Raw genomic sequence first — 22,347 nt, 5'->3', positions numbered from 1 at the left:
GCCGGGTCAGCGGGTTACTTCTTGCCCTTGTTGGCCTTCTCCACCGCTTCTTCAATGGTGCCAACCATGTAGAACGCCTGCTCTGGCAGGTGATCATACTCGCCGGCAAGGATACCTTTGAAGCTGCGGATGGTGTCTTTCAGGGACACGTAAACACCGGGGGAACCGGTAAAGACTTCGGCCACATGGAACGGCTGAGAAAGGAAACGCTCAATCTTCCTCGCGCGGGATACCGTCAGCTTATCTTCTTCCGACAGCTCATCCATACCCAGAATGGCGATAATGTCTTTCAGCTCCTTGTAGCGCTGCAGAACGGTCTGCACACCGCGAGCGGTTTCGTAGTGTTCCTGACCAATCACCAGTGGGTCCAACTGACGAGAGGTGGAGTCCAGTGGGTCAATCGCGGGATAAATACCTTTAGAGGCAATATCGCGGCTCAGTACGACCGTGGAATCCAAGTGCGCAAATGTGGTGGCTGGCGAGGGGTCAGTCAGGTCATCCGCCGGTACGTAAACCGCCTGAACGGAGGTAATTGAACCGGTTTTGGTGGAGGTAATACGCTCCTGCAGTACACCCATCTCTTCGGCCAGCGTCGGCTGGTAACCTACCGCGGACGGCATACGACCGAGCAGGGCGGATACTTCGGTACCGGCCAGGGTATAACGGTAAATGTTGTCGATAAACAACAGGACGTCTTTGCCTTCGTCGCGGAATTTTTCCGCCATGGTCAGGCCCGTCAACGCGACACGCAGGCGGTTACCCGGTGGCTCGTTCATCTGGCCGTAGACCATCGCCACTTTGTCGACCACTTTGGAGTCGGTCATTTCGTGGTAGAAGTCATTACCTTCACGGGTACGCTCACCTACACCGGCGAACACGGACAGACCGGAGTGTTCTTTGGCGATGTTGTTGATCAGCTCCATCATGTTCACGGTTTTGCCCACACCGGCACCACCGAACAGACCGACTTTACCGCCTTTGGCAAATGGACATACCAGATCGATTACCTTAATACCGGTTTCCAGCAATTCGTTGGATGCGGCCAGTTCCTCGTACGCCGGCGCTTCGCGGTGAATTTGCATCCGCTCTTCTTCGCCAATCGGTCCGGCTTCATCAATCGGGTCGCCCAGCACGTTCATGATACGGCCGAGGGTTTTGTTCCCCACTGGCACCTTGATCGGCTCTTTGGTGTTGGCTACGTCCAAACCACGGCGCAGACCTTCAGAGGAGCCCAAGGCAATGGTACGAACCACACCGTCGCCCAATTGCTGCTGCACTTCCAAGGTCAGATTCTGTTCGGTGACCGTCAGTGCATCATAGATTTGCGGCACGGCGTCGCGCGGAAATTCCACGTCGATCACGGCACCGATAATTTGTACGATACGTCCGCTACTCATTTCCGGTTCCTCTTGGTTTCAGATCCGGCCGGCTGTCATTGAATGACGAGGGCAGCCTGAGACTGAAGGTTTTAACTCAAAAAAGGGTGACTCAGTTACGGGCCTAAGAGGCCACGGCGGCAGCACCGCCGACGATTTCTGACAGCTCCTGGGTGATAGCCGCCTGACGGGCTTTGTTGTAAACCAACTGCAAGTCCGTAATTAGGTCGCCAGCATTATCGGTAGCGCTCTTCATCGCTACCATCCGGGCGGCCATTTCACAGGCGCTGTTTTCTACCACCGCTTGATACACCTGGGATTCAATGTACCGTACCAGCAAGCCATCGAGCAGTTGCTCGGCGTCCGGCTCGTACAGGTAATCCCAGTGGTGCTGCATTTTTTCGTCTTCTTCCGCGACCAAAGGCAGCAATTGCTGAACCTCCGGCTGCTGAGTCATGGTGTTTACAAATTCATTGCTGACCAGATATAGCTTGTCGATCTTGCCTTCGCTAAAAGCGTCCAACATGACCTTAACACTGCCAATGAGGTCAGATACGGTTGGCGCTTCTCCCAAATCCCGGGTGCTGGCAATCACGTTGCCACCGTGACTGTTGAAGAACGCGGCGGCTTTTGCGCCCAGCAGGCACAAATCCACGGCCACGCCCTGATCAGACCAGGGCTTCATGGATTTCAACGCTGCTTTGAACACATTGACGTTCAAGCCACCACACAGACCGCGATCACTGGAAACAATGATGTAGCCCACGCGCTTGACGTCGCGCTCTTCCATAAAACGGTTTTTGTATTCGGGATTGGCATTGGCCAGGTGACCGACCACGGCACGCATGCGCTGGGCATAGGGCTTGCCCCGCTCCATACGCTCTTGAGCTTTACGCATCTTACTCGCGGCGACCATTTCCATCGCACTGGTAATTTTCTGCGTGCTTTTAATGCTCGAAATCTGCGTCCGAATCTCTTTTGCGCCTGCCATACTCAAAGGCCCTCAAGCGTGAATGACGCGGTGTCTTCCGACACCGCCAGTCTTACCAGGTCTGAGTGGATTTAAACTTTTCCACCAGGGCTTTCATCTTGCCTTGCAGCTCGTCGTTCCAGTTGCCGGTGTCGTTGATTTCTTTCAACAAGTCGGCACCTTCACTGTCGGCGTAAGAGAGCAGGGCATCCTCAAAGTCCAGGACCTTATTGACTTCCACGTCTTCCAGATAGCCTTCGTTAGCGCAAAACAGAACCAGCGCCATCTGAGCAATGCTCATGGGCGAGTACTGATTTTGTTTCATCAGCTCGGTAACACGCTCACCGTGCTGCAATTGGGCCTTGGTGGCTTCATCCAGATCCGAAGCAAACTGGGAGAACGCCGCCAATTCACGGTACTGTGCCAGAGCGGTACGAATACCACCGGACAGTTTCTTGATGACTTTGGTCTGCGCTGAACCACCCACACGCGATACGGAAATACCCGCGTTCATTGCCGGACGAATACCGGAGTTGAACATGGAGGTTTCCAGGAAGATCTGACCATCGGTAATGGAGATCACGTTCGTGGGTACGAACGCTGACACGTCACCCGCCTGAGTTTCAATGATCGGCAGCGCGGTCAACGAACCGGTTTTGCCTTTCACTTCACCATTGGTCTGCTTTTCAACGTAGTCGGCATTAACGCGCGCCGCACGCTCGAGCAAACGGGAGTGCAAATAGAACACGTCACCCGGGTAGGCTTCACGGCCCGGTGGGCGACGCAGCAGGAGGGAGATCTGACGGTAGGCCCAGGCCTGCTTGGTCAGGTCGTCGTAAATAATGAGGGCGTCTTCACCGCGATCGCGGTAATACTCACCGATGGTACAACCCGCGAAAGCCGCCAGGTATTGCATGGACGCCGGGTCAGAGGCGGTTGCTGCGACCACAACGGTGTGATCCATGGCACCGTGCTCTTCGAGCTTGCGTACCACACCGGCAATTGACGAAGCTTTCTGGCCAATCGCCACGTAGATACACTTAATACCGGAGTCTTTCTGGTTGATGATGGCATCCACCGCGATGGCGGTTTTACCAATCTGGCGGTCACCAATGATCAGCTCGCGCTGACCGCGACCAATCGGCACCATGGAGTCCACCGCTTTCAAACCGATCTGAACCGGCTGATCCACCGACTGACGCCAGATGACGCCCGGGGCCACTTTCTCAATGGCGTCGGTTTGCTTGGCGTCAATCGGACCCTTACCGTCAATGGGAATCCCCAGGGCGTCGACGACCCGGCCTTCCAGCTCGGGGCCCACCGGTACTTCCAGGATACGACCGGTGCACTTACAGGTCTGGCCTTCGGCAATACTCAGGTAATCGCCCAGGATAACGGCACCCACGGAGTCACGCTCCAGATTCAAGGCCATACCGAAACGACCGCCTTCAAACTCGATCATTTCACCGTACATAACATCCTGAAGGCCGTGAATACGCACGATGCCGTCGGATACGGAAACCACCGTGCCCTGATTGCGGGCTTCGGAGGACACATCGAGCTGGTCGATGCGCTGCTTGATAATGTCGCTAATCTCGGATGGATTCAGCTGCTGCATGCTTTATTCCTCAATCCTACGAATTGATTGCTCTGGCGAGTTTTTCCAGCCGGCCGCGCATGGAGCCGTCGATGACTAAGTCACCGGCTTTTACTACCACGCCCGCCATGAGCTTCTGGTCAATCTGCGCGCGCACGTTGATCTTCCGCTTGAGCTTCTGTTCGAGCGCCTTGGCCAGTGTTTCCTGGTCGGCATCGGTCAGCTCGAAAGCGGTTGTCAGTTCAACGTCCACCGCGTGCTCGTGCGCGTGTTTAAACGCTTCAAAGAGCTCGGCGATTTGCGGCAGCAGGACCAAACGTTTGTTTTGAGCCAGTAACTGAACGTACTTGCGTACCGGCTCACTCAGTTCATCGCCACAAGCATCAATCAATGCGTCGGCCTGTTCAGAGGCCGACAGGGAAGGTGTTGCGATCAGCTCTGCCATAGCACCGTACTGGCTGGCGCCGGCTAGAGTGGCCAGTTGCTTGGCCCATTCGCCGAGTGCTTCCGCCTCCAGTGCGTATTGAAACGCAGCTTTGGCGTAAGGACGGGCGAGGGTAGTCAGTTCAGCCACGGTTCACCTCACTTAAAGATTGGCAGCCAGTTTGTCGACCATGGATTGGTGCTTGGTTGCGTCAATTTCCGCTTCCAGCACTTTCTGCGCACCGGCCAAAGCGAGTTGCGCCACTTGGGCACGCAGCTTCTCTTTGGCACGATTCACTTCCTGTTCCACTTCAGCCTCGGCGGCAGAGCGAATGCGTTCAGCTTCCACTCGAGCCTGATCTTTGGCTTCTTCGACAATTTTGGCGGCGCGCTTGTTGGCGGACTCTACGATACCGGCCGCTTCTTTCTTGGCTTCGCCCAGGGTCTTGGCCGCTTTTTCGCGAGCCAGCTCAAGATCCTTGTCGGCGCGATCGGCGGCGGCAAGGCCGTCAGCAATGCGCTTCTGGCGCTCGGCCATTGCGTCGGTAATGAACGGCCACACGTATTTCATGCAAAACAGCACGAAGAAAATAAACGCGATGGACTGTCCGATGAGGGTCAAATTAATGTTCACGCCGATAACCTCTGTTCCAGTAACGCTTTAGGTGTCAACTGCACCCACCGACCGGCATAACCGTTGGCGGGCACAGATCGGAGTTTCTGGTGTATCGAGGTCTTACGCCAGGCCTGGTACAGTTACGAACAGGATGTACATGGCGATACCAACACCGATCATCGGAACGGCGTCAAGCAGACCGGCGATCAGGAACATTTTGCCTTGTAGCATCGGCGCCAGTTCGGGCTGACGGGCAGAACCTTCCAGCAATTTGCCACCCAACAGGGCGAAGCCAATGGCAGTACCCAGTGCGCCCAGACCAATCAGCAGTGCAACAGCAATCAACGCTAAACCCATGATAGTTCTCCTCAGTTTTTAAAGATAAAAGTCAAAGTGAGTGTTTAAAAATCAATGTATAAACTGGTCTTCTTCGTCCACGTGGTGCGCCATGGCCATGTACACGATGGTCAGCACCATGAACACGAACGCCTGCAGCGTAATCACCAGAATGTGGAAAACGGCCCAACCCCACTGCAGGAACCCACCGAAGATGCCGATGAGCAGCCCCGCGGAGTACATAGTGGCAATCAGGATGAAAATCATTTCCCCGGCGTAGAGGTTCCCGAACAGTCGCAGGCCCAGAGAAATCGGCTTGGCGATCAGGGCAATCGTCTCCAGCGCAAAGTTGATCGGAATCAGCAGAATATTCACAAACAGGTTATTGGTGTGGAAAGGGTGCAGGGTCAACTCTTTGACAAACCCCATAAAACCCTTTTTGGCGATGCTGAAGCCGATCATCAACAAAAATACGGTAAAGCCCATGGACAAGGTGATGTTGGGATCGGTAGTCGGCACGATCTTGAAATAGAAGTGTGAGTCACCGGCAATCCACATGGCCAGAGAGGGAATCCAGTCTACTGGCACCAGGTCCATGAGGTTCATCAAAAATACCCAGACAAAAATGGTCAGGGCGAGGGGGGCGATCATGGCATTTTTATGCTGAAAACCGTCTTTAACGGTTTTGTCGATAAACTCGACGATGATTTCAACAAAGTTGAGCAATCCGGTGGGAACGCCAGCGTGGGCTTTTTTGGCGGCCCAGCGGAACACCATCACAAACAGCAGGCCGAGGCCAATGGACCAGGCCATGGAATCGAGGTGGATGGCATTGAAGCCCATGGCGCTCATGGCTTCGGGGCAGTAGGCCACGGTCCAGCCCGTGCTTTCCTGAACCTGATTACCGTCGCAATAGGAGCCGGCCGGCAATTTGCCGTAGGTCCAGTTGGTCAAGTGGTGCTGAATATACTCTGTGGTTGTGGGAGTGTACTCTTCCGCTGCCATCCAAATAGTCTCTCTGTTTGACCCTGCTCAGTGCCTGAATCGTGCGATTACGCGCGCCGACACTAAACTGGACCCTATGTGTGTCCCGATAAATGCGATGAAAAACACCACCAGGTGAATATCGCTCACCCGGCTAAACACGGCGGCAAATACTACCGCCGTGAGAAAAAACTTCAGGGTTTCCGCCCGATAAATGGCGCGAACCACAGCACCCGACTGACGCGCGCCTCCATGCCGCCGAAAGCTGTACCAGGCAAAACAGGCACCTGGTAGTGCGCTCACGGCGATACCCCAGAGCAGGGACAGGCCCAGCCGGGTATCAAACATCCACACCGAAAACGCCACTAGAACCAGCAGCGACCAGAACAGCAACAAGCGCGATAGAACCGGTGGCCGGGCGATCGTTATAGTGCGGCGCTGTCGTGATGGCGGCGTAGCGTTTATCAAAAGCTCGTCAAATCGGCCAGTGAGTCCCGTCCGAGCGACATACCGCTCGGGCCGCAGCATTATAGGGATAAACCCCCCTGGCTTCAACCGACGTCGGCACGAAATCCTGACCGGAATTGTCCGATAATTCGGACCATTATGCTCTACGTCAGACGACGCAAAACCTACTTGATATGGGCGAGAATGCCGTCCAGCTCGTCCAGATTATTGTAATTAATGACCAGTTTGCCCTTGCCTTTAGCGGTGTGCTGAATCGCCACACCCGCCCCCAGCGTTTCGGACAGTTGCTCCTCCAGTCGGCGAATATCCGCCGACGGTGCCGCTGGTCTGACGGTGTTTTTATGCTGTTGCTCTTGCAGACTGCGCACCAGCGTCTCGGTCTGGCGCACCGAGAGCCCTTTGCCCACCACCTGGCGAGCCACACTGCGTTGCTCCTCGGGCTCCAGGGTCAGCAACGCCCGGGCATGACCCATTTCGAGGTCGCCGCGCTCCAGAAGGGTTTTAACCTCGTCGCTCAGCGCAATTAACCGCAGCAGATTGGTCACTGTAGTTCGGGATTTGCCTACAGCCTGGGCCACCTCGTTCTGGGTGAGTTCGAACTCATCCTGCAAGCGTTTGAGCGCCATCGCCTCTTCGATAGGGTTGAGATCCTCACGCTGTATATTTTCGATCAGCGCCATGGCGATAGCGGCTTCGTCCGGGACATCCCGGATAACCGCCGGAATCTTGTCCAGCCCCGCCAGCTGGGTAGCCCGCCAGCGACGCTCGCCAGCAATAATTTCGTATTTCTCCGGCCCCACCAGACGAACCACGATGGGCTGCATGACACCCTGGGCTTTGATGGAATCGGCCAGCTCTTCCAGGGCCTCGGGATGCATATCGCGCCGAGGTTGATAGCGGCCGCGCTGGATCATTTCCACAGGCAGCTGCGCCAGCCGGCCATCGGCCAGCGCTTGCTCGACCGCTTCCGGGGTATCGGGAGTCGGGGTGTCCGAAGTACCGGGCGTTACTCCCGCGCCCAACAATGCATCCAGTCCCTTACCCAAACCTTTGCGTTTTCCCGCCATTAGCGTGCCCTGTGAACGTCGTCAATATCAGTGGTGGTGCCTGTCAGGCGCTGGCCGCGGGGGCCGACGCCTTGTGTTCGTTTTCATTGCGGCGAATCATTTCACCCGCCAGCGCCAGGTACGCAATCGCGCCCTTGGATTGGCGGTCATAGCTCAGCACCGGTTGACCGTAACTGGGCGCTTCCGCCAAACGCACGTTGCGCGGAATACAGGTTCGGTAAAGCCGATCCCCAAAATGCTGGGAGAGCTGGGCGGAGACATCGTTGGTCAGACTGTTGCGCGGGTCGTACATGGTGCGCAGGAGACCTTCGATTTTCAGGTTGGGGTTGAGCAACTCCTGAATCCGACCAATCGTGTTCATCAACGCCGACAGCCCTTCGAGTGCGTAGTACTCACACTGCATGGGGATAATCACGCCATCACACGCGGTCAAGGCGTTGACGGTGAGCATATTAAGCGAGGGCGGGCAATCGATGATGATGTAGTCAAAATCGTCTTTGAGAGATTGCAAACCATTCCACAACAGACGTTCCTTACCATCGAGAGCCAGCATTTCGACTTCGGCCGCAGTGAGATCACCATTGGCGGGAAGCAGCTGGAAGCCTCCAGCCTCTGAGGGCTGCAGGCAATCGCGGGCGTCCGCTCGGCGGGTTAGCAGGTCGTAGACCGTCAGCTCCAGATCGCTTTTGTCCACACCGCTGCCCATGGTGGCGTTGCCTTGGGGGTCAAGATCCACCAGCAGAACGCGCTTTTTGGTGGCCACCAGAGAGGCGGCCAGATTGACGCAGGTGGTGGTTTTGCCGACCCCGCCTTTCTGGTTGGCTACCGCGTAGATCCGAGTCAAGTCGTTATCCTATGGCCATCAAAGAGAATCAAAGCTGGGTATTGTGTGGCAAGCGGCGGTTGGGGACAAGTGCAGAGTGGGCATTCTTGTAGGGAGCTAACGTAGGTTGACCGGTGCAGAGAGTGGGTCGGCCCGCCCGGGACACGCCGTGAACCCATCCATGGGGGCTCGCATCGCGGGTCCCCCGCTCCACGGTCCCGGGCGGGCCGACCCACTCTCTGCACCTCAGTGCCACCTACCGCAACCCAAGTTCCAGCAAATGCCGCTCGCCCTCGTTCCGCGGTACCTGCAACCGCTGGGTGTCGAGCAGCTCAACCCGATCCGCCACCTCATCCAGTTCATCTTGCGGATAAACCCCTTTCATCGCCATAAACAGACCACTCCCGGTAAGCAAGTGCTCACACCCAGTCACCATATCCGAGAGACTGGCAAAGGCACGACTGATGACGATATCGAACGGCTCCGCGGGCTGATACTGCTCCACCCGACGGTTTTCCACCGTCACATTACTTAACCGAAGATGCGTTTTAACGTGAAACAGAAAACGGGTTTTCTTGCCATTACTGTCCAGCAACGTAACGGCACAATCGGGCAGGGCAATCGCCAGCGGAATGCCAGGTAGCCCTCCGCCGGTCCCCACATCGATCAGGCGTTGCGGTCGGCGACGACGGACAGCGGCCAACACACTGAGGCTGTCGAGCAGGTGGCGATCAAGCATGGCATCGATATCGCGGATGGCTGACAGGTTGTAGGCCCGATTCCACTTATGAAATTCAGTGAGGTAGCTGAGCAACTGCGCTTTTTGGGCCTCGGGCAACTCGAGCGCCAACGCAGCGAGTCCGGCGTCGAGCCGGGCGGTCAAAACACCGGTCATGAGGCTCGATTGGCCTCCCGCTTGAGCAAACCGCGTTTTTTAAGGTGAATCAGCAACAGCGACACCGCCGCTGGCGTCACGCCGGGCACACGCGAGGCACGGGCCAGCGTATCCGGGCGCGCCGCGCTCAGTTTCTGTTTCACCTCGTTGGACAGACCATCGACCTGATCAAACTCAAAATTGTCGGGAATCAGAGTCTGCTCGTGCGCTCGAAGCCGATTGATTTCTTCCTGCTGCCGGTCAATATAACCGGAATATTTAGCATCGATTTCTACCTGCTGCGCCACGCGCTCATCGGTAACCGGCTCGCCTTTCAGGCCCGCCACATCGGCATAACCCAACTGTGGCCGCTTAAGCAGCTCAAACAAACTGTATTCGCGGTTGAGCGGAGCGTCGATTTTGTTCTCCAACGCTGTCGCCTCGGCGGAACCCGACTGAACCCAGGTGGCTTTCAAACGCTGCTGCTCACGCGCGATCACCTCGCGTTGTTCGCTGAACTGTGCCCAGTGGCCATCATCGATCAGCCCCATGTCACGGGCTTGCTCGGTCAAACGCAGGTCGGCATTGTCCTCTCGAAGCAGCAGTCGATACTCCGCCCGGCTGGTGAACATCCGGTAGGGCTCCTGGGTCCCCATCGTAATCAGGTCATCGACCAGTACGCCGATGTACGCCTCGTCGCGGCGCGGACACCAGGGGTCAAGCGCTTTCACGCGGCGGGCGGCGTTGATCCCGGCCAGCAGACCTTGAGCCCCGGCTTCTTCGTAGCCGGTAGTGCCGTTGATCTGGCCGGCGAAATAAAGCCCGGCAATGGCCTTTGTTTCCAGGCTGTATTGCAGGTCCTGCGGATTGAAAAAATCGTACTCAATCGCGTAGCCCGGGCGAGTGATGTGGGCGTTTTCAAAGCCTTTGATGGAGCGCACCAGCTCCAATTGCACATCAAAAGGCAGGCTGGTGGAGATACCGTTCGGGTAGAGCTCCCGGGTGCCGAGGCCTTCCGGCTCGATAAACACCTGGTGGGAAGGCTTGTCCGCAAAACGGTGAATTTTGTCTTCGATGGACGGGCAGTAGCGCGGTCCAATGCCCTCAATCACGCCGGAATACATGGGAGAGCGGTCCAGCCCTCCGCGAATCACCTCATGGGTACGCTCGTTGGTGTGCGTAATCCAGCAACACAGTTGCTGTGGGTGCCAGTCGCGAGAGCCGCGGGCGGACATCACCGGACGCGGCTCGTCGCCCCACTGCTCCTGCAGTTCAGAGAAATCGACACTGTTGGCGTCAATACGGGGCGGCGTACCGGTTTTCAGGCGATCAACCCTTAGATTCAGCTCCCGCAGACGGGTGGCGAGGGCTTGGGCGGGCGGGTCTCCGGCCCGGCCGCCCGCATGGCTCTGTAAGCCGATATGGATTTTACCGCCTAGAAAGGTTCCCGTCGTCAGAACCACGGTAGGCGCAAAGAACGTGAGCCCCATCTGGGTCACGACACCTTCAACTCGATCCCCACGAACAACCAGATCGTCCGCGGCCTGCTGGAATATGCTGAGATTGGGTTGGTTTTCCAGAATTTCCCGAATCGCCGACTTGTAAAGTGCACGGTCAGCCTGAGCCCGGGTGGCTCGCACGGCAGGGCCTTTGCGGGAGTTTAATACCCGAAACTGGATGCCGGCCCGGTCAGTCGCCATAGCCATGGCACCACCCAGAGCGTCAATTTCCTTCACCAGATGGCTTTTGCCGATGCCGCCAATCGCCGGATTGCAGGACATCTGGCCGAGCGTGTCGACATTGTGGGTCAGCAGCAGGGTTTTACATCCCATGCGGGCCGCTGCCAAACAGGCTTCAGTGCCCGCATGACCGCCGCCAATGACGATGACGTCAAAGTGCTCTGGGTAGTTCATATCAATGGCCTCTGAGCGCTCAGCCGGTGAAAAGGGGACGCATTATAGGGGTATACCACGCATTTGTACAAAAGTTGTTCAGTTTGTAAACAACGCTATTTTTGAAGTTATACAAAGAATAAGTAATGAATATATAAATAGAGGTATATATAGATAAGTATTTAATGCTGTTGTTATATATGGTGACGCCTTTTCCTGTGTAAAACTCTAAAAATCGTATTAAAAACAATGGCTTGGAATGGTAATAACGTGCGGGAGAAAGCGCGCGCAACCGGCTGACAAGCTGACCGGAAGCTGGTGACGAAACCGTGACTTATCCAAGGATTCTCTGAAGTTCGACTTATCCCCAAATTCATCGTCAGCTTTTACCCCCATTGATTAACAGGGTTATCCCCAAAAATAAATTTTATTAACCGCGAATCAATAAGTTATGGGAAAAACCTGTGAACGAATGTGGATAATTGCTGTAAGTTCGCCGATTCTTAGGAGGCACACCTGTGGATAAGTGTGATCCACAGGTGTGCGTAATTGTGCACAGAGTGGGATTCCAAAAGAATAATGTGTTCTATCTAGATGGACGAGTTGTGAGGGCACAGGACAAATAGAAGACTTCATTTAAAGGTAAACCGATCCGACTGGAGTCGTGGTACCATACCGCCCGTTTTACTTGTGAGAATGCGCGAAGCACCAATCAATCTTTGGAGTACGTACATGATCCTTCCTGCCTTCAGGGCCTTGGATTTCGACATTTGCCTTGGTGAAGACGGTGTTGGATCGAGCTCTTTCCCTCAGCCTTTGTTTTTTTCAGCTCACCGAGAATTCCTGGCCAAAAAGTCTGGCGCGTTTTCGCATAACGATAATCGCACCACAACACCGGTTCAGGTTTTCTGAATATGCCCAATCGTGACATCCTGATTCACACTCTTCTGCTCATAGGAATGGGCGGTGCTCTGTTCTCGTCCAATTTTCTTGGCGGTGCTGCTTTGCTGACAGTGATCTTTGGGGGCGTGTTCATCGCCAGGAAGACACTGCTAACCCAGGGCTGGATGGCGCCCAGGGAATTCAGGCTGATTCACTTTGCCTTCTGGTTTTTTTTGCTGACCAGTCTGATTAGCTGGGCGCTCGAGGGATTTTCCTATTTCGGTCTTAAAACGCTGGGCGGCCATATTCGGTTTATTTTGCTCTGGCCGTTGCTGGTGGCGTTTACGGTAGCGGGTATCAAGGGGCGGACGGTGTTTGCTGCGGCGGTGTTTGCCAGTGGTGTGACGGTCTTACTGTTTTTGGTGTCAATGCTGACGATGCCGGAAGGGGGGGCTCATGTGGTGGCCCAGCGCTTTGGCGGTGGTATCAACCCCATCATGTTTGGCAATCTGGCGCTGCTGACGGCAATTCTGTGTGGCGTATCGGTCTTTCATTTTCAGGCTCACCGGCAAACGGGATTAGCCGTAGTGGCTCTGGTATTGGCCGTCGCCGGTGTGCTGGTGGCGATGATGAGTCAGACACGCAGTAACCTGGTGGCACTGCCTATTTTGTTGGTGTTCTTTTTGTTTTTAGTGCCCCGGCGCTGGCGGCTTCCGGCGGTGGGTACCGCCGTGGCTTTTCTGGTCGTCACGGTCGCTTGCAGCGACCGGTTTCTCGAGCTATTCGAAGAGGGCTTTGACATTATCGCCCTGGATAGCAGTATCCAGCTTCGGCTGCAGGCTTGGGATATAGCCTGGCAAGTTTTCAAAGACAGCCCCACCTGGGGTCCGGGATTGAGTGGTTATCATTCTGCGGTTATGGCGCAGGAGGAATCCCCGGTATTTCTGGTGTGTTGTTCTGATCATGCACACAGCGATGTCTTTAATACCTTGGCCACCAAAGGCTGGGTGGGGGTATTGAGCTGGTTGTTCTTGTTGGTGGTTCCCTTTGCGGTCTTCATTCGTTATGTTCGTAACCCGGACGCCGCCATAGCAGCGCTTGCCATGGCGGGTTCTTTGATCCCCGTGGCGTATTTTCTGTTTGGGCTGACCGAGTCGACCTTTGACCGGAGCTTGTATATCACCTTTTATTTGTTCAGTATCGCGGCCATAGCGGCGGCGCTGTTTAACGAGTTGAGTGCCTCCTATCAGCGGCAGCGGTCGGTGAAGGTTTCAGCGACGATTATTACCAAAAATGAAGAGGATCATATTGCCGATTGTCTGCGGTCGGCCCGGCAAGTCGCGGATGAAATTATCGTGCTCGACAGTGGCAGCTCTGACAGAACCGTCGAGATTGCACGGCAGTATGCGGACCTGGTGGAGGTGACGGATTGGCCCGGCTTTGGTGTGCAAAAGCAGCGTGCCCTGGAAAAAGCCACCGGAGACTGGGTGTTGTCGATTGATGCGGACGAGCGTATTACCGAAGAGCTGGCCCGGGAAATCAATCATACGCTGTCCGCGCCGGATGCGGACGCCTATAAACTGCCGTGGGCGGTGACGCTATACGGCAAGCGTTTGGATTTTGGTCGCAGTGGTCGGGCGCCGTTGCGGTTGTTTCGTCGGGAAGGGGTGCGTTTTTCCGACGCCATGGTGCATGAGAAAATCCTGATTCCCAGTGGTCGAACAGTGAGAACACTGCGCGGTCGTCTGACCCATTATACGCATCGTGATTTTGGACACTCTCTGGATAAAAGCGCTTCCTACGCCTGGTTGGGATCCCGGGAGAAGTTTCGCAAGGGAAAACGCACCCGAACGCTGTTTTACCCGACCTTCCGTGGGCTGCTGACGTTTCTCCAGGTTTATGTCATTCGACTTGGGTTTCTCGACGGAGCGGTAGGCTTTCTGATGGCGGTTATCTACGCACAGGGGTCATTTAACAAGTACGCCGGCTTGTGGACACTGACCCGCCAGGAAAAACAACAGCGATGCTCCCCACCCAACGATCATTAGGTGTTGTTGTAACCCTGATTGTTTCGATCCAGTTTATGCTGTTTCTCCATTGCGCGCCGAAACTTTGAGCGTAACCGAATACTCCGCCACAGGTTTCTGGGTTTAGGCTTGAGTGCTGGCGGGTTATCCAGAACTTCCTCAATGGCATCAATGACTCTGGGTGAAGAGGCGCCATCGCTGAAGGTATGAATCGAACGGAAGTAGGCGCGCATACTGTCCATCAGTGTTGCTTCGCGCTTTAACGCTTGCTGCAGAGCCGACTCGATGTCTTCGGGCGATTGCACATCGATAACTTGTGGCCCGGGCGTGTTGGTGCGCAGTGTGACGACGGGAATATCCAGGGCCATAAATTCATACATGATGGAAGACGTATCGCACAGCATGACGTCAGCCAAGTGCATATAGGGCACAAAATCTTCCGTGCTTTCCAGAAACACCAGGTTGTCACCCGCAAGTGCCCGATAAAGAGAAACCGTCTCGGAAGGCATTTTGGGGTGCAGTGTGACGATCAGGTTCCATTGCCCGGAGGCTTTCAACGCTTTTATCGTGTCCACCAGTATTGGTGCTGAGGTGACCTTTTTACTGAAGGTGGAAGCGTAAAACAGCGTCGGCAGTTGCGGGTTGGGAAAAAGGGAATCCCTGGTTTTTTGGGTTGGCGGATGAATGATTCGGTCCAGCTTTGGCCAACCGGTTTTACGCACTACACAGTGGGGATGTTGCTGGGCGCGTGACTCGAAAATTTTGGTTTCCTCATCAGCCATGGTGCAATACAGATCGTACAGTCCGCGAATTCGGTAGTGACACATTTTTTCGGTGTTTTCGCCTCGTTTGTTAATGCCAAAACCGTGAAATACCATGACTTTGAGTCCGGGAAACCAGGGGGGTACCCAGTCTCCGGGAGACATAACAGCGTCGGGTTGGTAACGAGAAACCGCCTCGGAATCCATTAGCCGCGTTTCTTTTGGTGTCAGGGGCTCGGCACTGCATCCGGCAATAAACCAGGCCACCTCATCTCCGCGCTTCCATATTTCGTCTTGCAGTGGACGCAGTATGGAATAGGAATAGGCCTGGTTAACGAAGAATAGATAGCGCTTCATAGTCTCTTGAGCCCTTCAATATTTTAAGACTGCAACGTTTTGTAAAGGGCGAGGGTTTCGGAAACGGTTTTTTCCGAAGAGAAGTCCTCGCCAATGCGTGCGCGTGCGGCGCGTCCCATGGCTTGTTGTCGATTGCGATCAGTTGCCAATGCTTCAATGGCACTGGCGATGGCCGAGCTGTCTTTCGGCGGGACCACATAGCCGTTGATGCCGTTTTGCACCAGCTCTGGCATTCCACCCACATTGGTGACGATAGCGGGAACACCGTAGGCCATGGCTTCAATGACGGCCCGAGGCAGCCCCTCGCGTTCTGTGGAGGGTAATACAAAGACATCGCTGGCGGCAGCAATGGAGGGTGCATCGGTTCTGAAACCGGTGAAGTGTACGCGCTCCGGGTGGGGCAGCGCGGCGACTTGCGCCCTCAATTTTTCATTCTGATCGACTTTGCCGACAAGGACCAAATGGACGTTGAGTGCTTTCGGTAATTGTCCCACGGCTTCGATCAAAACATCAAAACCTTTTCGCGGCACATCGCGACCAGTACAGCACACCATAAACGCATCGTTTGGGACCTCAAGGGTCGAGCGCTCGATGGGTGTATCTTGGTACCAGTTGAGGTCGTGGCCCTTGTAAATGGTCGTCAATTTTTCAGGAGCAATGCGTAGGCCGAGGAAGGCCAGACCGGCGAGATAGTCTTCAATGGCATGGGCGACGGAGACGATCTTGCTGACCCGTGGGTGAAGAAACGTCATCCAGGACTCTGGGTTGAGATAGCTGATATTGCCGATGATGCCCCGGTAGGCGACGACTTTTAACGACATAGAGCGGGAGGCGCGCAATCCACACGCCAGTGCCCGAGGGTTGAAGGCATGGATAATGTCATAATTCTTTTGTTGAAGTTGAGCGCGAATGGCCGCCGTACCGGCTTTGTCGAAACGGTTTTTAAGCGCGATATCCCCCACCACAACCGAGGCCTCCGCCAGGCGGGGGTAGTGTTTGCCGTTGGGGTTGCACATTACATCCAGTTCCACGCCGGCACGCTTCAGCCCGATAAACAGTTCCGATTCCGGGAGGTCGCAGGAGTCTGTGAGGCACAGCACACGCAGTGGACGGTCGGGATTGTCTGATGTCATGTTGTGGTATCCGTGATAATGAACGCCCAAACTGTGGGGCTGACCGCATTTTGTTGGCGGGCCGGGTTTTGACGTAGAATACGTGTCTATGAACCAGGCGGGGATTCTATCAATGATCCCCGGATGCTCTCCAGTGATTAGCGGCTCGGGGTGATGTTCCCCAGGCTCGCATCGGTAGGAAATGATCGTTTGAAGTCTATCTGTATTGTGCGCCTCTCGGCCATCGGTGATGTCACCCACGTGATTCCTGTGGTGCTCAGCCTCCAGGAACAACGGCCGGGTGTTAAAATCACTTGGGTGATCGGCAAGCTGGAAGCGAAATTGATCGGTGATTTGCCCGGTGTTGAGTTTATCGTGTTTGACAAGAAGGGGGGGCTTGGCGCCTACTCTGACTTGCGCCGGCAAATGAAAGGCCGGCGGTTTGATGCCCTGTTGCACATGCAGGTCGCGTTTCGGGCCAACTTGGTGGCGGCCTGTATTCCCGCCAGGGTGAGGGTAGGGTATGACAAGGCGCGCAGCAAAGACCTTCACAGCCTAGTGATCAACCGGCGGATTGCACCGGCAACTGAGCAACATGTGCGCGATTGCCTGGCGAGCTTTCTGGAGCCTTTGGGGATGAAATCAGCGCCACCGCGCTGGGACATTCCACTGGAGGATTCCGATCACGCATTTGCCCGTCGCTATCTGTCCAGTGATCGAGTGAATCTGATTATCAGCCCCTGTGCCAGCCATAAGCTCCGGAACTGGCCGGTTGACAGGTATGCGCAGCTGGCTGACTACGCCATCAAGACATATGGAATGCATGTGGTGTTGGTCGGAAGTCCCGCGGTGTTTGAGGTTGATTTCTGTGCGGGTATTGAGCGTAATATGACCCAGCAGGCCCAAAATATTTGCGGCAAGGATACATTGAAGCAATTAACGGCACTGATGACCCACGCTGATTTAGTGGTGGCGCCCGATACGGGTCCGGCGCACATGGCCAGTGCAGTGGGAACCGACGTAATCGGGCTGTTCGCCGCCAGTAATCCCTATCGGTCCGGTCCCTATAACTCGTTGAACTGGTGTGTGAACCGCTATCCGCAGGCGCTTGAGACCTTTGTGGGAAAAACTGTAGAGGAGGCACGCTGGGGGATGAAAGCCGAGTTTGAAGGCGCCATGGAGCTGGTAACACTGGAGGATGTGACGTCCAGGATGGATGAATGGGTAGCCGCTCATCGTTGACGGGGCTACCCAAAGCGCTAAAGCGGGGGCATTGAATTAATTGGCTGCGTGGTAGTCCTGATAGGACTTTTCTTCGACGAATTTTGACCCCAGCGCCAGGTTAATGTCCTTTTTTACAGCGGCACGTTTGTCATTGGTAATGTAGACAGAGCGGGCGAGTTCGATAAACCGCTCGCCGAAATTCCGGTCGCGTTCACAGTCTCTGATATCGTCTTCGATTACCCACAGTTTTTCGTTAATTTCCTTAAGTTCGCTGCGAAGTCTGGCGATATCGTTGGCTTTTCCTTTAATGGCATTGTCCCAAGTGGCGCTCAGCTCAGTGAGTTCGGAGCGTACGTTCTTCAGTTTCGCTTCATCACTGATACGCTCGGATTTGATTTCGAGGATGGTGATCTTATCGAGTACCTCACCAAAGGACACAGGTACTTTGATTACGTCTGCCATTGTTTCGTCCTATTTTGTTGTAAACCCAATACCCACCGTATCACTGTCAGTTGACAGCGGTGCCGAGGGTTTTCGTCCTCGGATTGATTGGCGAATGGGGAGCAATTCTAGCAGGAAAGCGCAGGGGTATCCTATTCGGGATTGAGAAGTGATGTTTGCGTCACATGGGAGCGCTGCGAGGTGTTATTTCCCGATACAGAACGACGAAAAGATACGCCCAAGGAGGTCATCCGGGGTGAACTGCCCGGTGATTTCGCTCAGGCACTCCTGAGCATCGCGCAAGTCCTCGGCCAGCAGTTCGCCCGCAGCGTGTTCATGGAGTTGCCGACTCCCGTTGGCCAGCGCCGATCTGGCGCGCTCGAGCGCGTCCAGGTGCCGACGTCGTGCGGTGAAACGGCTCTCTCCCGTGTCGGTGTAACCCATGACGCTTTTCAGGTGTGTTTTCAGAGCATCCATCCCGTCTCCGGTGGTGGCACTCAGCGCCAGGCACAAGGGGAGGGTTTGACGCTCGCCAGCGACTTCGCCGGTCAGGTCGATTTTGTTTCGAATCAAGGTCAGTTTGCCCGGGTCGGGCAGTTGTTGCACAAAGTCCGGCCATATCTCAGCAGGGTTGGTGGCTTCGGTGCTTTGACTGTCCACCAGCAGTAAAATGCGGTCGGCGGTGTGGATCTCCTTCCAGGCCCGCTCTACCCCGATTTTTTCCACCTCATCCGGAGTTTCCCGTAATCCGGCAGTATCGATGACATGCAAAGGCATGCCATCGATGTGGATATGTTCGCGCAGCACGTCGCGGGTGGTGCCTTCTATAGGAGTGACGATCGCACTGTCACGACCAGAGAGCGCATTGAGCAGGCTGGATTTGCCCGCATTGGGGCGACCGGCAATCACCACATTCATGCCATCCCTCAGCAAGGCACCCTGGCGTGCCTCGGCAAATACCTGTTCCAGACGCTCTGTGATGCCTTGAAGATCGGCGGCGACTTTTCCATCGCTGAGGAAGTCGATTTCCTCTTCCGGAAAATCGATCGCGGCTTCAACGTAAATGCGCAGTGCGATCAGCGCTTCAACCAGTTCGTTGACCCTCTGTGAAAACGCGCCTTGCAAAGAGTGCAGGGCACTTCGCGCGGCCTGGTCGCTGGAGGCGTCGATAAGATCGGCAATGGCCTCTGCCTGGACAAGATCGAGCTTGTCATTGAGAAAGGCGCGCTCGGAAAACTCCCCTGGTCTGGCGAGGCGAGCGCCTTGCTGAGTGGCCGCTCGTAGCAGCCAGTCGAGAATGACCGGTCCACCGTGGCCCTGCAGTTCAACCACGTCCTCTCCGGTAAAGGAGTGGGGACCGGGGAAAAACAGCGCGATTCCCTGATCCAGAACCTGGCCTTCGGTGCCGTGAAACGGTAAATAGTGGGCGTGGCGGGGCTTGAGAGCCTGGCGGGTGATCTGTTCGCCAATGGCTCGAGCGTTCGGCCCCGATAAACGCACGATGCCGACACCGCCCCGCCCGGTGGCGGTAGCGATGGCGGCGATCGTGTCAGTTACGTTCGGGTTCACGGCCTAGCTTTTGACGTCCTGCCGTTCGATCTGGCGGGTGATGTAGTACTGCTGGGCAATGGACAGGGTATTGTTGGTTACCCAGTACAGTACCAGCCCGGCCGGGAAGAACAGGAACAGGAAGGTGAAAATGATCGGCATCAGCTGCATGATCTTCGCCTGAGTCGGGTCGGGCGGGGTGGGGTTCAGCTTAAACTGAACGAACATGGTCAGACCCATTAGCAAGGGCAGCACGAAGTAAGGATCTTTCACGGAGAGATCCTGAATCCACAGGAAGAAGGGGGCGTGGCGCAGCTCCACACTCTCCATAATGACCCAGTACAGTGACAGGAACACCGGCATCTGGATAAGAATAGGCAGACAACCGCCCAGCGGGTTTACCTTTTCCTTTTTATAGAGCTTCATTAGCTCCTGGGACATCTTCTGGCGGTCATCCCCGTAGCGCTCTTTCAACTCCTGCATTTTGGGGCTGAGTTTGCGCATCTTCGCCATAGAGCGGTAGCTGGTGGCGCTTAGCTTGAAGAATGCTGCTTTAATAATAATTGTCAAAGCAATAATGGCCAGGCCCCAATTGCCCAAAAATGAGTGCAGCCAGTCCAGAACCGAGAAGAGCGGTTTGGCCAACCACCAGAGCCAGCCGTAATCCACGGTCAGATCCAGATAGGGGGAAATTTCCTCCAGTTTCTGAGTGTCTTTCGGGCCGGTATAGAAGCGGGCACTGATCTGGCCTTGTTCACCGGGTGCCACCTGAGTGGAAGGACTGGTGAAACCCATCAGGAAAAGATCGCGGTTGCCGAGTTGGCGCAAGGTGTAATTGTGAGTCTGTTCAGCGTCGGGGATCCAGGCGCTGACAAAATAATGCTGCACCATGGCCACCCAACCGCCTTCTTTCTGAGTGCGGAAAGGCTGTTCGCGCAGATCGTCAAAATCCAGCTTTTTGTATTTTTCGTCGTCGGTGGTGAGGGCAGCCCCCAGGAACGGGTGAATCGCGAACATGCCTCCAGGCGCGGAGCCGGCCGCCGAGCTATCCCGCTTGATTTGACCGTAAAGGTTGGCCTGCCAGGGGGCATTGCTCTGGTTATCGATCAGGTAGTCGAGCTGTACCAGATAGTCATTGCTGTGGAAGGTGTAGCGTTTGGTGATCGTGACGTCGCCCTGTTGCAAGGTTAGATCCACTTGCAGCTCATCCTGTCCGTCTGCCAAACGATATTCTCGTTGAGCGCTCTGAAAGGTCGGGCGCCCTTCGCTGGTATCGGTGGCATTCTGGCCGACCAGCCCGCTTTGGGCGGTATAGGTTTGCAGGTTGGAGCTGTTCAGGAGAACAAACGGGTCTTCAGGCGTATTCAATTCGGCGTAGTGTTTGCGCAGCGCGGAATACACCAGATCACCCCCTCTGGGGTCGATATCGACCACCAAGGTGTCGGTGATGACCCGGATTGGCTCGCTGCCGACGCTTTGCGGGCTCGCCTGGGCGGTCTGGCCGTCACCGGGCGTGCTGGGAAGCTCATTGTCGGAGCCCGCTTCGGGTAACTCACTAACGGCGCTCTCTGCATTAGCCGCACTGGATTGCACGGTGCGGGATTGCTCGGTTTGTTCCGTTTGGCCTTCCTGGAAATCGTTATAGCGGATTACCAGAGTAAAGACGACGGCGCACATCGCCGTGATTAACAGGGTTTTTTGCCAATCCATCTTTATTTACTGCCATCAGTCGTAGGGTGAGTGGATGTCGGGTGACCCGGTACGGGGTCCTCGCCTCCGGGGTGCCATGGGTGGCATTTCAGCAGGCGGCGAGCACTTAGGTAGCTGCCGCGGCAAAAACCGTGGCGGGCGATTGCTTCTTCGGCATAGTGGGAGCAACTGGGGTAGAAGCGGCATTGATTGCCGATCCAGGGGCTTAACAGGTAGCGGTAGAGCCAGATCAGTCGCAGTGCCAGCCAACGCATGTCATCAGTCTGCCGTAGTGGGTTTGGGGGCCGATTTGCGCGCAATTCGTTGCCACTGTCGATCGAGTTGATCGTGCAGTGCGCTGTTCTCGAGGCTGTCCATCCCTCGGCGCGCCAATACAATAACATCAATACCGCCCAAGGTCGGCGCCTGATGGCGAAAAGTTTCCCGGATCAGGCGTTTCATTCGGTTTCGCTGGGTAGCCAGGCGAATGTGCTTTTTGGCAATTACCAGCCCCAAGCGGGCAGAGTCGCGCTGGTTGGGTCGAGCCAGAATCAGGAAGTACTTGTGGGAGGCGCGGAAAGGGGCGTCGGCAAACACCGACTGAAAGTCATCAGAGGTAAGCAGCCGATGTGCTTTGGGAAAAGCGTGGGAAGCCACTTAACTCTGACAACTGAACACAGCGCAAAGGCGGGCGCGTGTTATACGGCCAGCGCCTTGCGGCCTTTGGCGCGACGACGGGCCAGAACGGCGCGACCATTTTTGGTGGCCATGCGGGCACGGAAACCGTGGTTGCGCTTGCGTTTCAGGACGCTGGGCTGAAATGTTCTTTTCATGGGAATAAACCTGTCGTTCGAATTCGGTTGCCCCTGCAAGGGCGGGA

22 protein-coding genes are annotated in these 22,347 nt (G+C 55.6%); 2 read left to right on the top strand and 20 right to left on the bottom strand.

Annotated elements, in window-relative coordinates:
• Nucleotides 1–14: 14 nt before the first annotated feature.
• The 12 genes from atpD to mnmG all read right to left on the bottom strand — a co-directional run bounded on the left by atpD (nucleotide 15) and on the right by mnmG (nucleotide 11,447).
• Nucleotides 15–1,397 carry a F0F1 ATP synthase subunit beta gene (atpD, locus tag ACQCLF_RS09300; protein ID WP_426986551.1) on the bottom strand — a complete coding sequence of 461 codons (1,383 nt, stop codon included), beginning with the start codon at nucleotides 1,395–1,397 and terminating at the stop codon, nucleotides 15–17.
• Nucleotides 1,398–1,500: 103 nt separating this feature from the next.
• The gene (gene atpG, locus ACQCLF_RS09295; RefSeq protein WP_426986549.1) at nucleotides 1,501–2,367 is read right to left on the bottom strand and encodes a F0F1 ATP synthase subunit gamma; all 867 of its coding nucleotides are present in this window, start codon (nucleotides 2,365–2,367) and stop codon (nucleotides 1,501–1,503) included.
• Nucleotides 2,368–2,419: 52 nt separating this feature from the next.
• On the bottom strand, nucleotides 2,420–3,964 hold the full coding sequence (atpA, locus tag ACQCLF_RS09290; protein ID WP_426986547.1) for a F0F1 ATP synthase subunit alpha: 1,545 nt from the start codon (nucleotides 3,962–3,964) through the stop codon (nucleotides 2,420–2,422).
• Between the two features lie 16 nt (nucleotides 3,965–3,980).
• Complete coding sequence (locus ACQCLF_RS09285) at nucleotides 3,981–4,517, bottom strand: F0F1 ATP synthase subunit delta (RefSeq protein WP_426986545.1); 537 nt, start codon at nucleotides 4,515–4,517, stop codon at nucleotides 3,981–3,983.
• Between the two features lie 12 nt (nucleotides 4,518–4,529).
• Nucleotides 4,530–5,000, bottom strand: a complete 471-nt coding sequence (locus ACQCLF_RS09280; protein ID WP_426986543.1) for a F0F1 ATP synthase subunit B — start codon at nucleotides 4,998–5,000, stop codon at nucleotides 4,530–4,532.
• A gap of 102 nt (nucleotides 5,001–5,102) precedes the next feature.
• Entirely contained in the window at nucleotides 5,103–5,339 is a 237-nt protein-coding gene (gene atpE, locus ACQCLF_RS09275; RefSeq protein ID WP_027329770.1) for a F0F1 ATP synthase subunit C, read from the bottom strand.
• Between the two features lie 51 nt (nucleotides 5,340–5,390).
• On the bottom strand, nucleotides 5,391–6,323 hold the full coding sequence (gene atpB / locus ACQCLF_RS09270; protein WP_426986540.1) for a F0F1 ATP synthase subunit A: 933 nt from the start codon (nucleotides 6,321–6,323) through the stop codon (nucleotides 5,391–5,393).
• 27 nt (nucleotides 6,324–6,350) lie between these two features.
• Nucleotides 6,351–6,698 carry an ATP synthase subunit I gene (locus ACQCLF_RS09265; protein WP_426986538.1) on the bottom strand — a complete coding sequence of 116 codons (348 nt, stop codon included), beginning with the start codon at nucleotides 6,696–6,698 and terminating at the stop codon, nucleotides 6,351–6,353.
• 236 nt (nucleotides 6,699–6,934) lie between these two features.
• On the bottom strand, nucleotides 6,935–7,837 hold the full coding sequence (locus ACQCLF_RS09260; protein ID WP_426986536.1) for a ParB/RepB/Spo0J family partition protein: 903 nt from the start codon (nucleotides 7,835–7,837) through the stop codon (nucleotides 6,935–6,937).
• Nucleotides 7,838–7,880: 43 nt separating this feature from the next.
• Entirely contained in the window at nucleotides 7,881–8,681 is an 801-nt protein-coding gene (locus ACQCLF_RS09255) for a ParA family protein (protein WP_426986534.1), read from the bottom strand.
• A gap of 235 nt (nucleotides 8,682–8,916) precedes the next feature.
• The gene (gene rsmG, locus ACQCLF_RS09250; protein ID WP_426986532.1) at nucleotides 8,917–9,555 is read right to left on the bottom strand and encodes a 16S rRNA (guanine(527)-N(7))-methyltransferase RsmG; all 639 of its coding nucleotides are present in this window, start codon (nucleotides 9,553–9,555) and stop codon (nucleotides 8,917–8,919) included.
• Nucleotides 9,552–11,447: a tRNA uridine-5-carboxymethylaminomethyl(34) synthesis enzyme MnmG gene (mnmG, locus tag ACQCLF_RS09245; RefSeq protein ID WP_426986530.1), complete on the bottom strand. Its 1,896-nt coding sequence runs from the start codon at nucleotides 11,445–11,447 to the stop codon at nucleotides 9,552–9,554. The genes rsmG and mnmG overlap by 4 nt, the downstream gene beginning before the upstream one ends.
• A gap of 893 nt (nucleotides 11,448–12,340) precedes the next feature.
• On the opposite strand from mnmG, the gene ACQCLF_RS09240 reads away from it, so the two are divergent.
• Nucleotides 12,341–14,356, top strand: a complete 2,016-nt coding sequence (locus tag ACQCLF_RS09240) for an O-antigen ligase family protein (RefSeq protein WP_426986528.1) — start codon at nucleotides 12,341–12,343, stop codon at nucleotides 14,354–14,356.
• On the opposite strand, the gene ACQCLF_RS09235 is transcribed toward ACQCLF_RS09240, so the two are convergent.
• Entirely contained in the window at nucleotides 14,353–15,453 is a 1,101-nt protein-coding gene (locus ACQCLF_RS09235) for a UDP-N-acetylglucosamine 2-epimerase (protein ID WP_426986526.1), read from the bottom strand. The genes ACQCLF_RS09240 and ACQCLF_RS09235 overlap by 4 nt on opposite strands.
• A gap of 23 nt (nucleotides 15,454–15,476) precedes the next feature.
• Nucleotides 15,477–16,586, bottom strand: a complete 1,110-nt coding sequence (locus ACQCLF_RS09230; protein WP_426986525.1) for a glycosyltransferase family 4 protein — start codon at nucleotides 16,584–16,586, stop codon at nucleotides 15,477–15,479.
• 189 nt (nucleotides 16,587–16,775) lie between these two features.
• Here ACQCLF_RS09230 and ACQCLF_RS09225 point away from each other — a divergent pair, with 189 nt between their 5' ends.
• Nucleotides 16,776–17,807: a glycosyltransferase family 9 protein gene (locus tag ACQCLF_RS09225; RefSeq protein ID WP_426986523.1), complete on the top strand. Its 1,032-nt coding sequence runs from the start codon at nucleotides 16,776–16,778 to the stop codon at nucleotides 17,805–17,807.
• A gap of 36 nt (nucleotides 17,808–17,843) precedes the next feature.
• Here the strand turns inward: ACQCLF_RS09225 and ACQCLF_RS09220 are convergent, their stop codons facing one another.
• The 6 genes from ACQCLF_RS09220 to rpmH all read right to left on the bottom strand — a co-directional run bounded on the left by ACQCLF_RS09220 (nucleotide 17,844) and on the right by rpmH (nucleotide 22,300).
• Nucleotides 17,844–18,251: a DUF6165 family protein gene (locus ACQCLF_RS09220; RefSeq protein WP_426986521.1), complete on the bottom strand. Its 408-nt coding sequence runs from the start codon at nucleotides 18,249–18,251 to the stop codon at nucleotides 17,844–17,846.
• 183 nt (nucleotides 18,252–18,434) lie between these two features.
• Nucleotides 18,435–19,799: a tRNA uridine-5-carboxymethylaminomethyl(34) synthesis GTPase MnmE gene (gene mnmE, locus ACQCLF_RS09215; protein ID WP_426986519.1), complete on the bottom strand. Its 1,365-nt coding sequence runs from the start codon at nucleotides 19,797–19,799 to the stop codon at nucleotides 18,435–18,437.
• Nucleotides 19,800–19,802: 3 nt separating this feature from the next.
• Nucleotides 19,803–21,488, bottom strand: coding sequence for a membrane protein insertase YidC (gene yidC / locus ACQCLF_RS09210; protein WP_426986517.1), 1,686 nt, complete (start codon nucleotides 21,486–21,488; stop codon nucleotides 19,803–19,805).
• A 2-nt stretch (nucleotides 21,489–21,490) separates the two neighbouring features.
• Complete coding sequence (gene yidD, locus ACQCLF_RS09205; RefSeq protein ID WP_426986515.1) at nucleotides 21,491–21,742, bottom strand: membrane protein insertion efficiency factor YidD; 252 nt, start codon at nucleotides 21,740–21,742, stop codon at nucleotides 21,491–21,493.
• A 4-nt stretch (nucleotides 21,743–21,746) separates the two neighbouring features.
• Complete coding sequence (rnpA, locus tag ACQCLF_RS09200; RefSeq protein ID WP_426986513.1) at nucleotides 21,747–22,124, bottom strand: ribonuclease P protein component; 378 nt, start codon at nucleotides 22,122–22,124, stop codon at nucleotides 21,747–21,749.
• Nucleotides 22,125–22,165: 41 nt separating this feature from the next.
• A complete protein-coding gene (gene rpmH / locus ACQCLF_RS09195) occupies nucleotides 22,166–22,300 on the bottom strand; it encodes a 50S ribosomal protein L34 (RefSeq protein ID WP_426986511.1) in 135 nt (44 codons plus the stop codon).
• Between the last annotated feature and the right edge of the window lie 47 nt (nucleotides 22,301–22,347).

It is taken from the genome of Marinimicrobium sp. ARAG 43.8, assembly GCF_050113635.1.
GTDB lineage: Bacteria > Pseudomonadota > Gammaproteobacteria > Pseudomonadales > Cellvibrionaceae > Marinimicrobium.
This window is presented reverse-complemented; position numbering and strand designations above follow the sequence as displayed.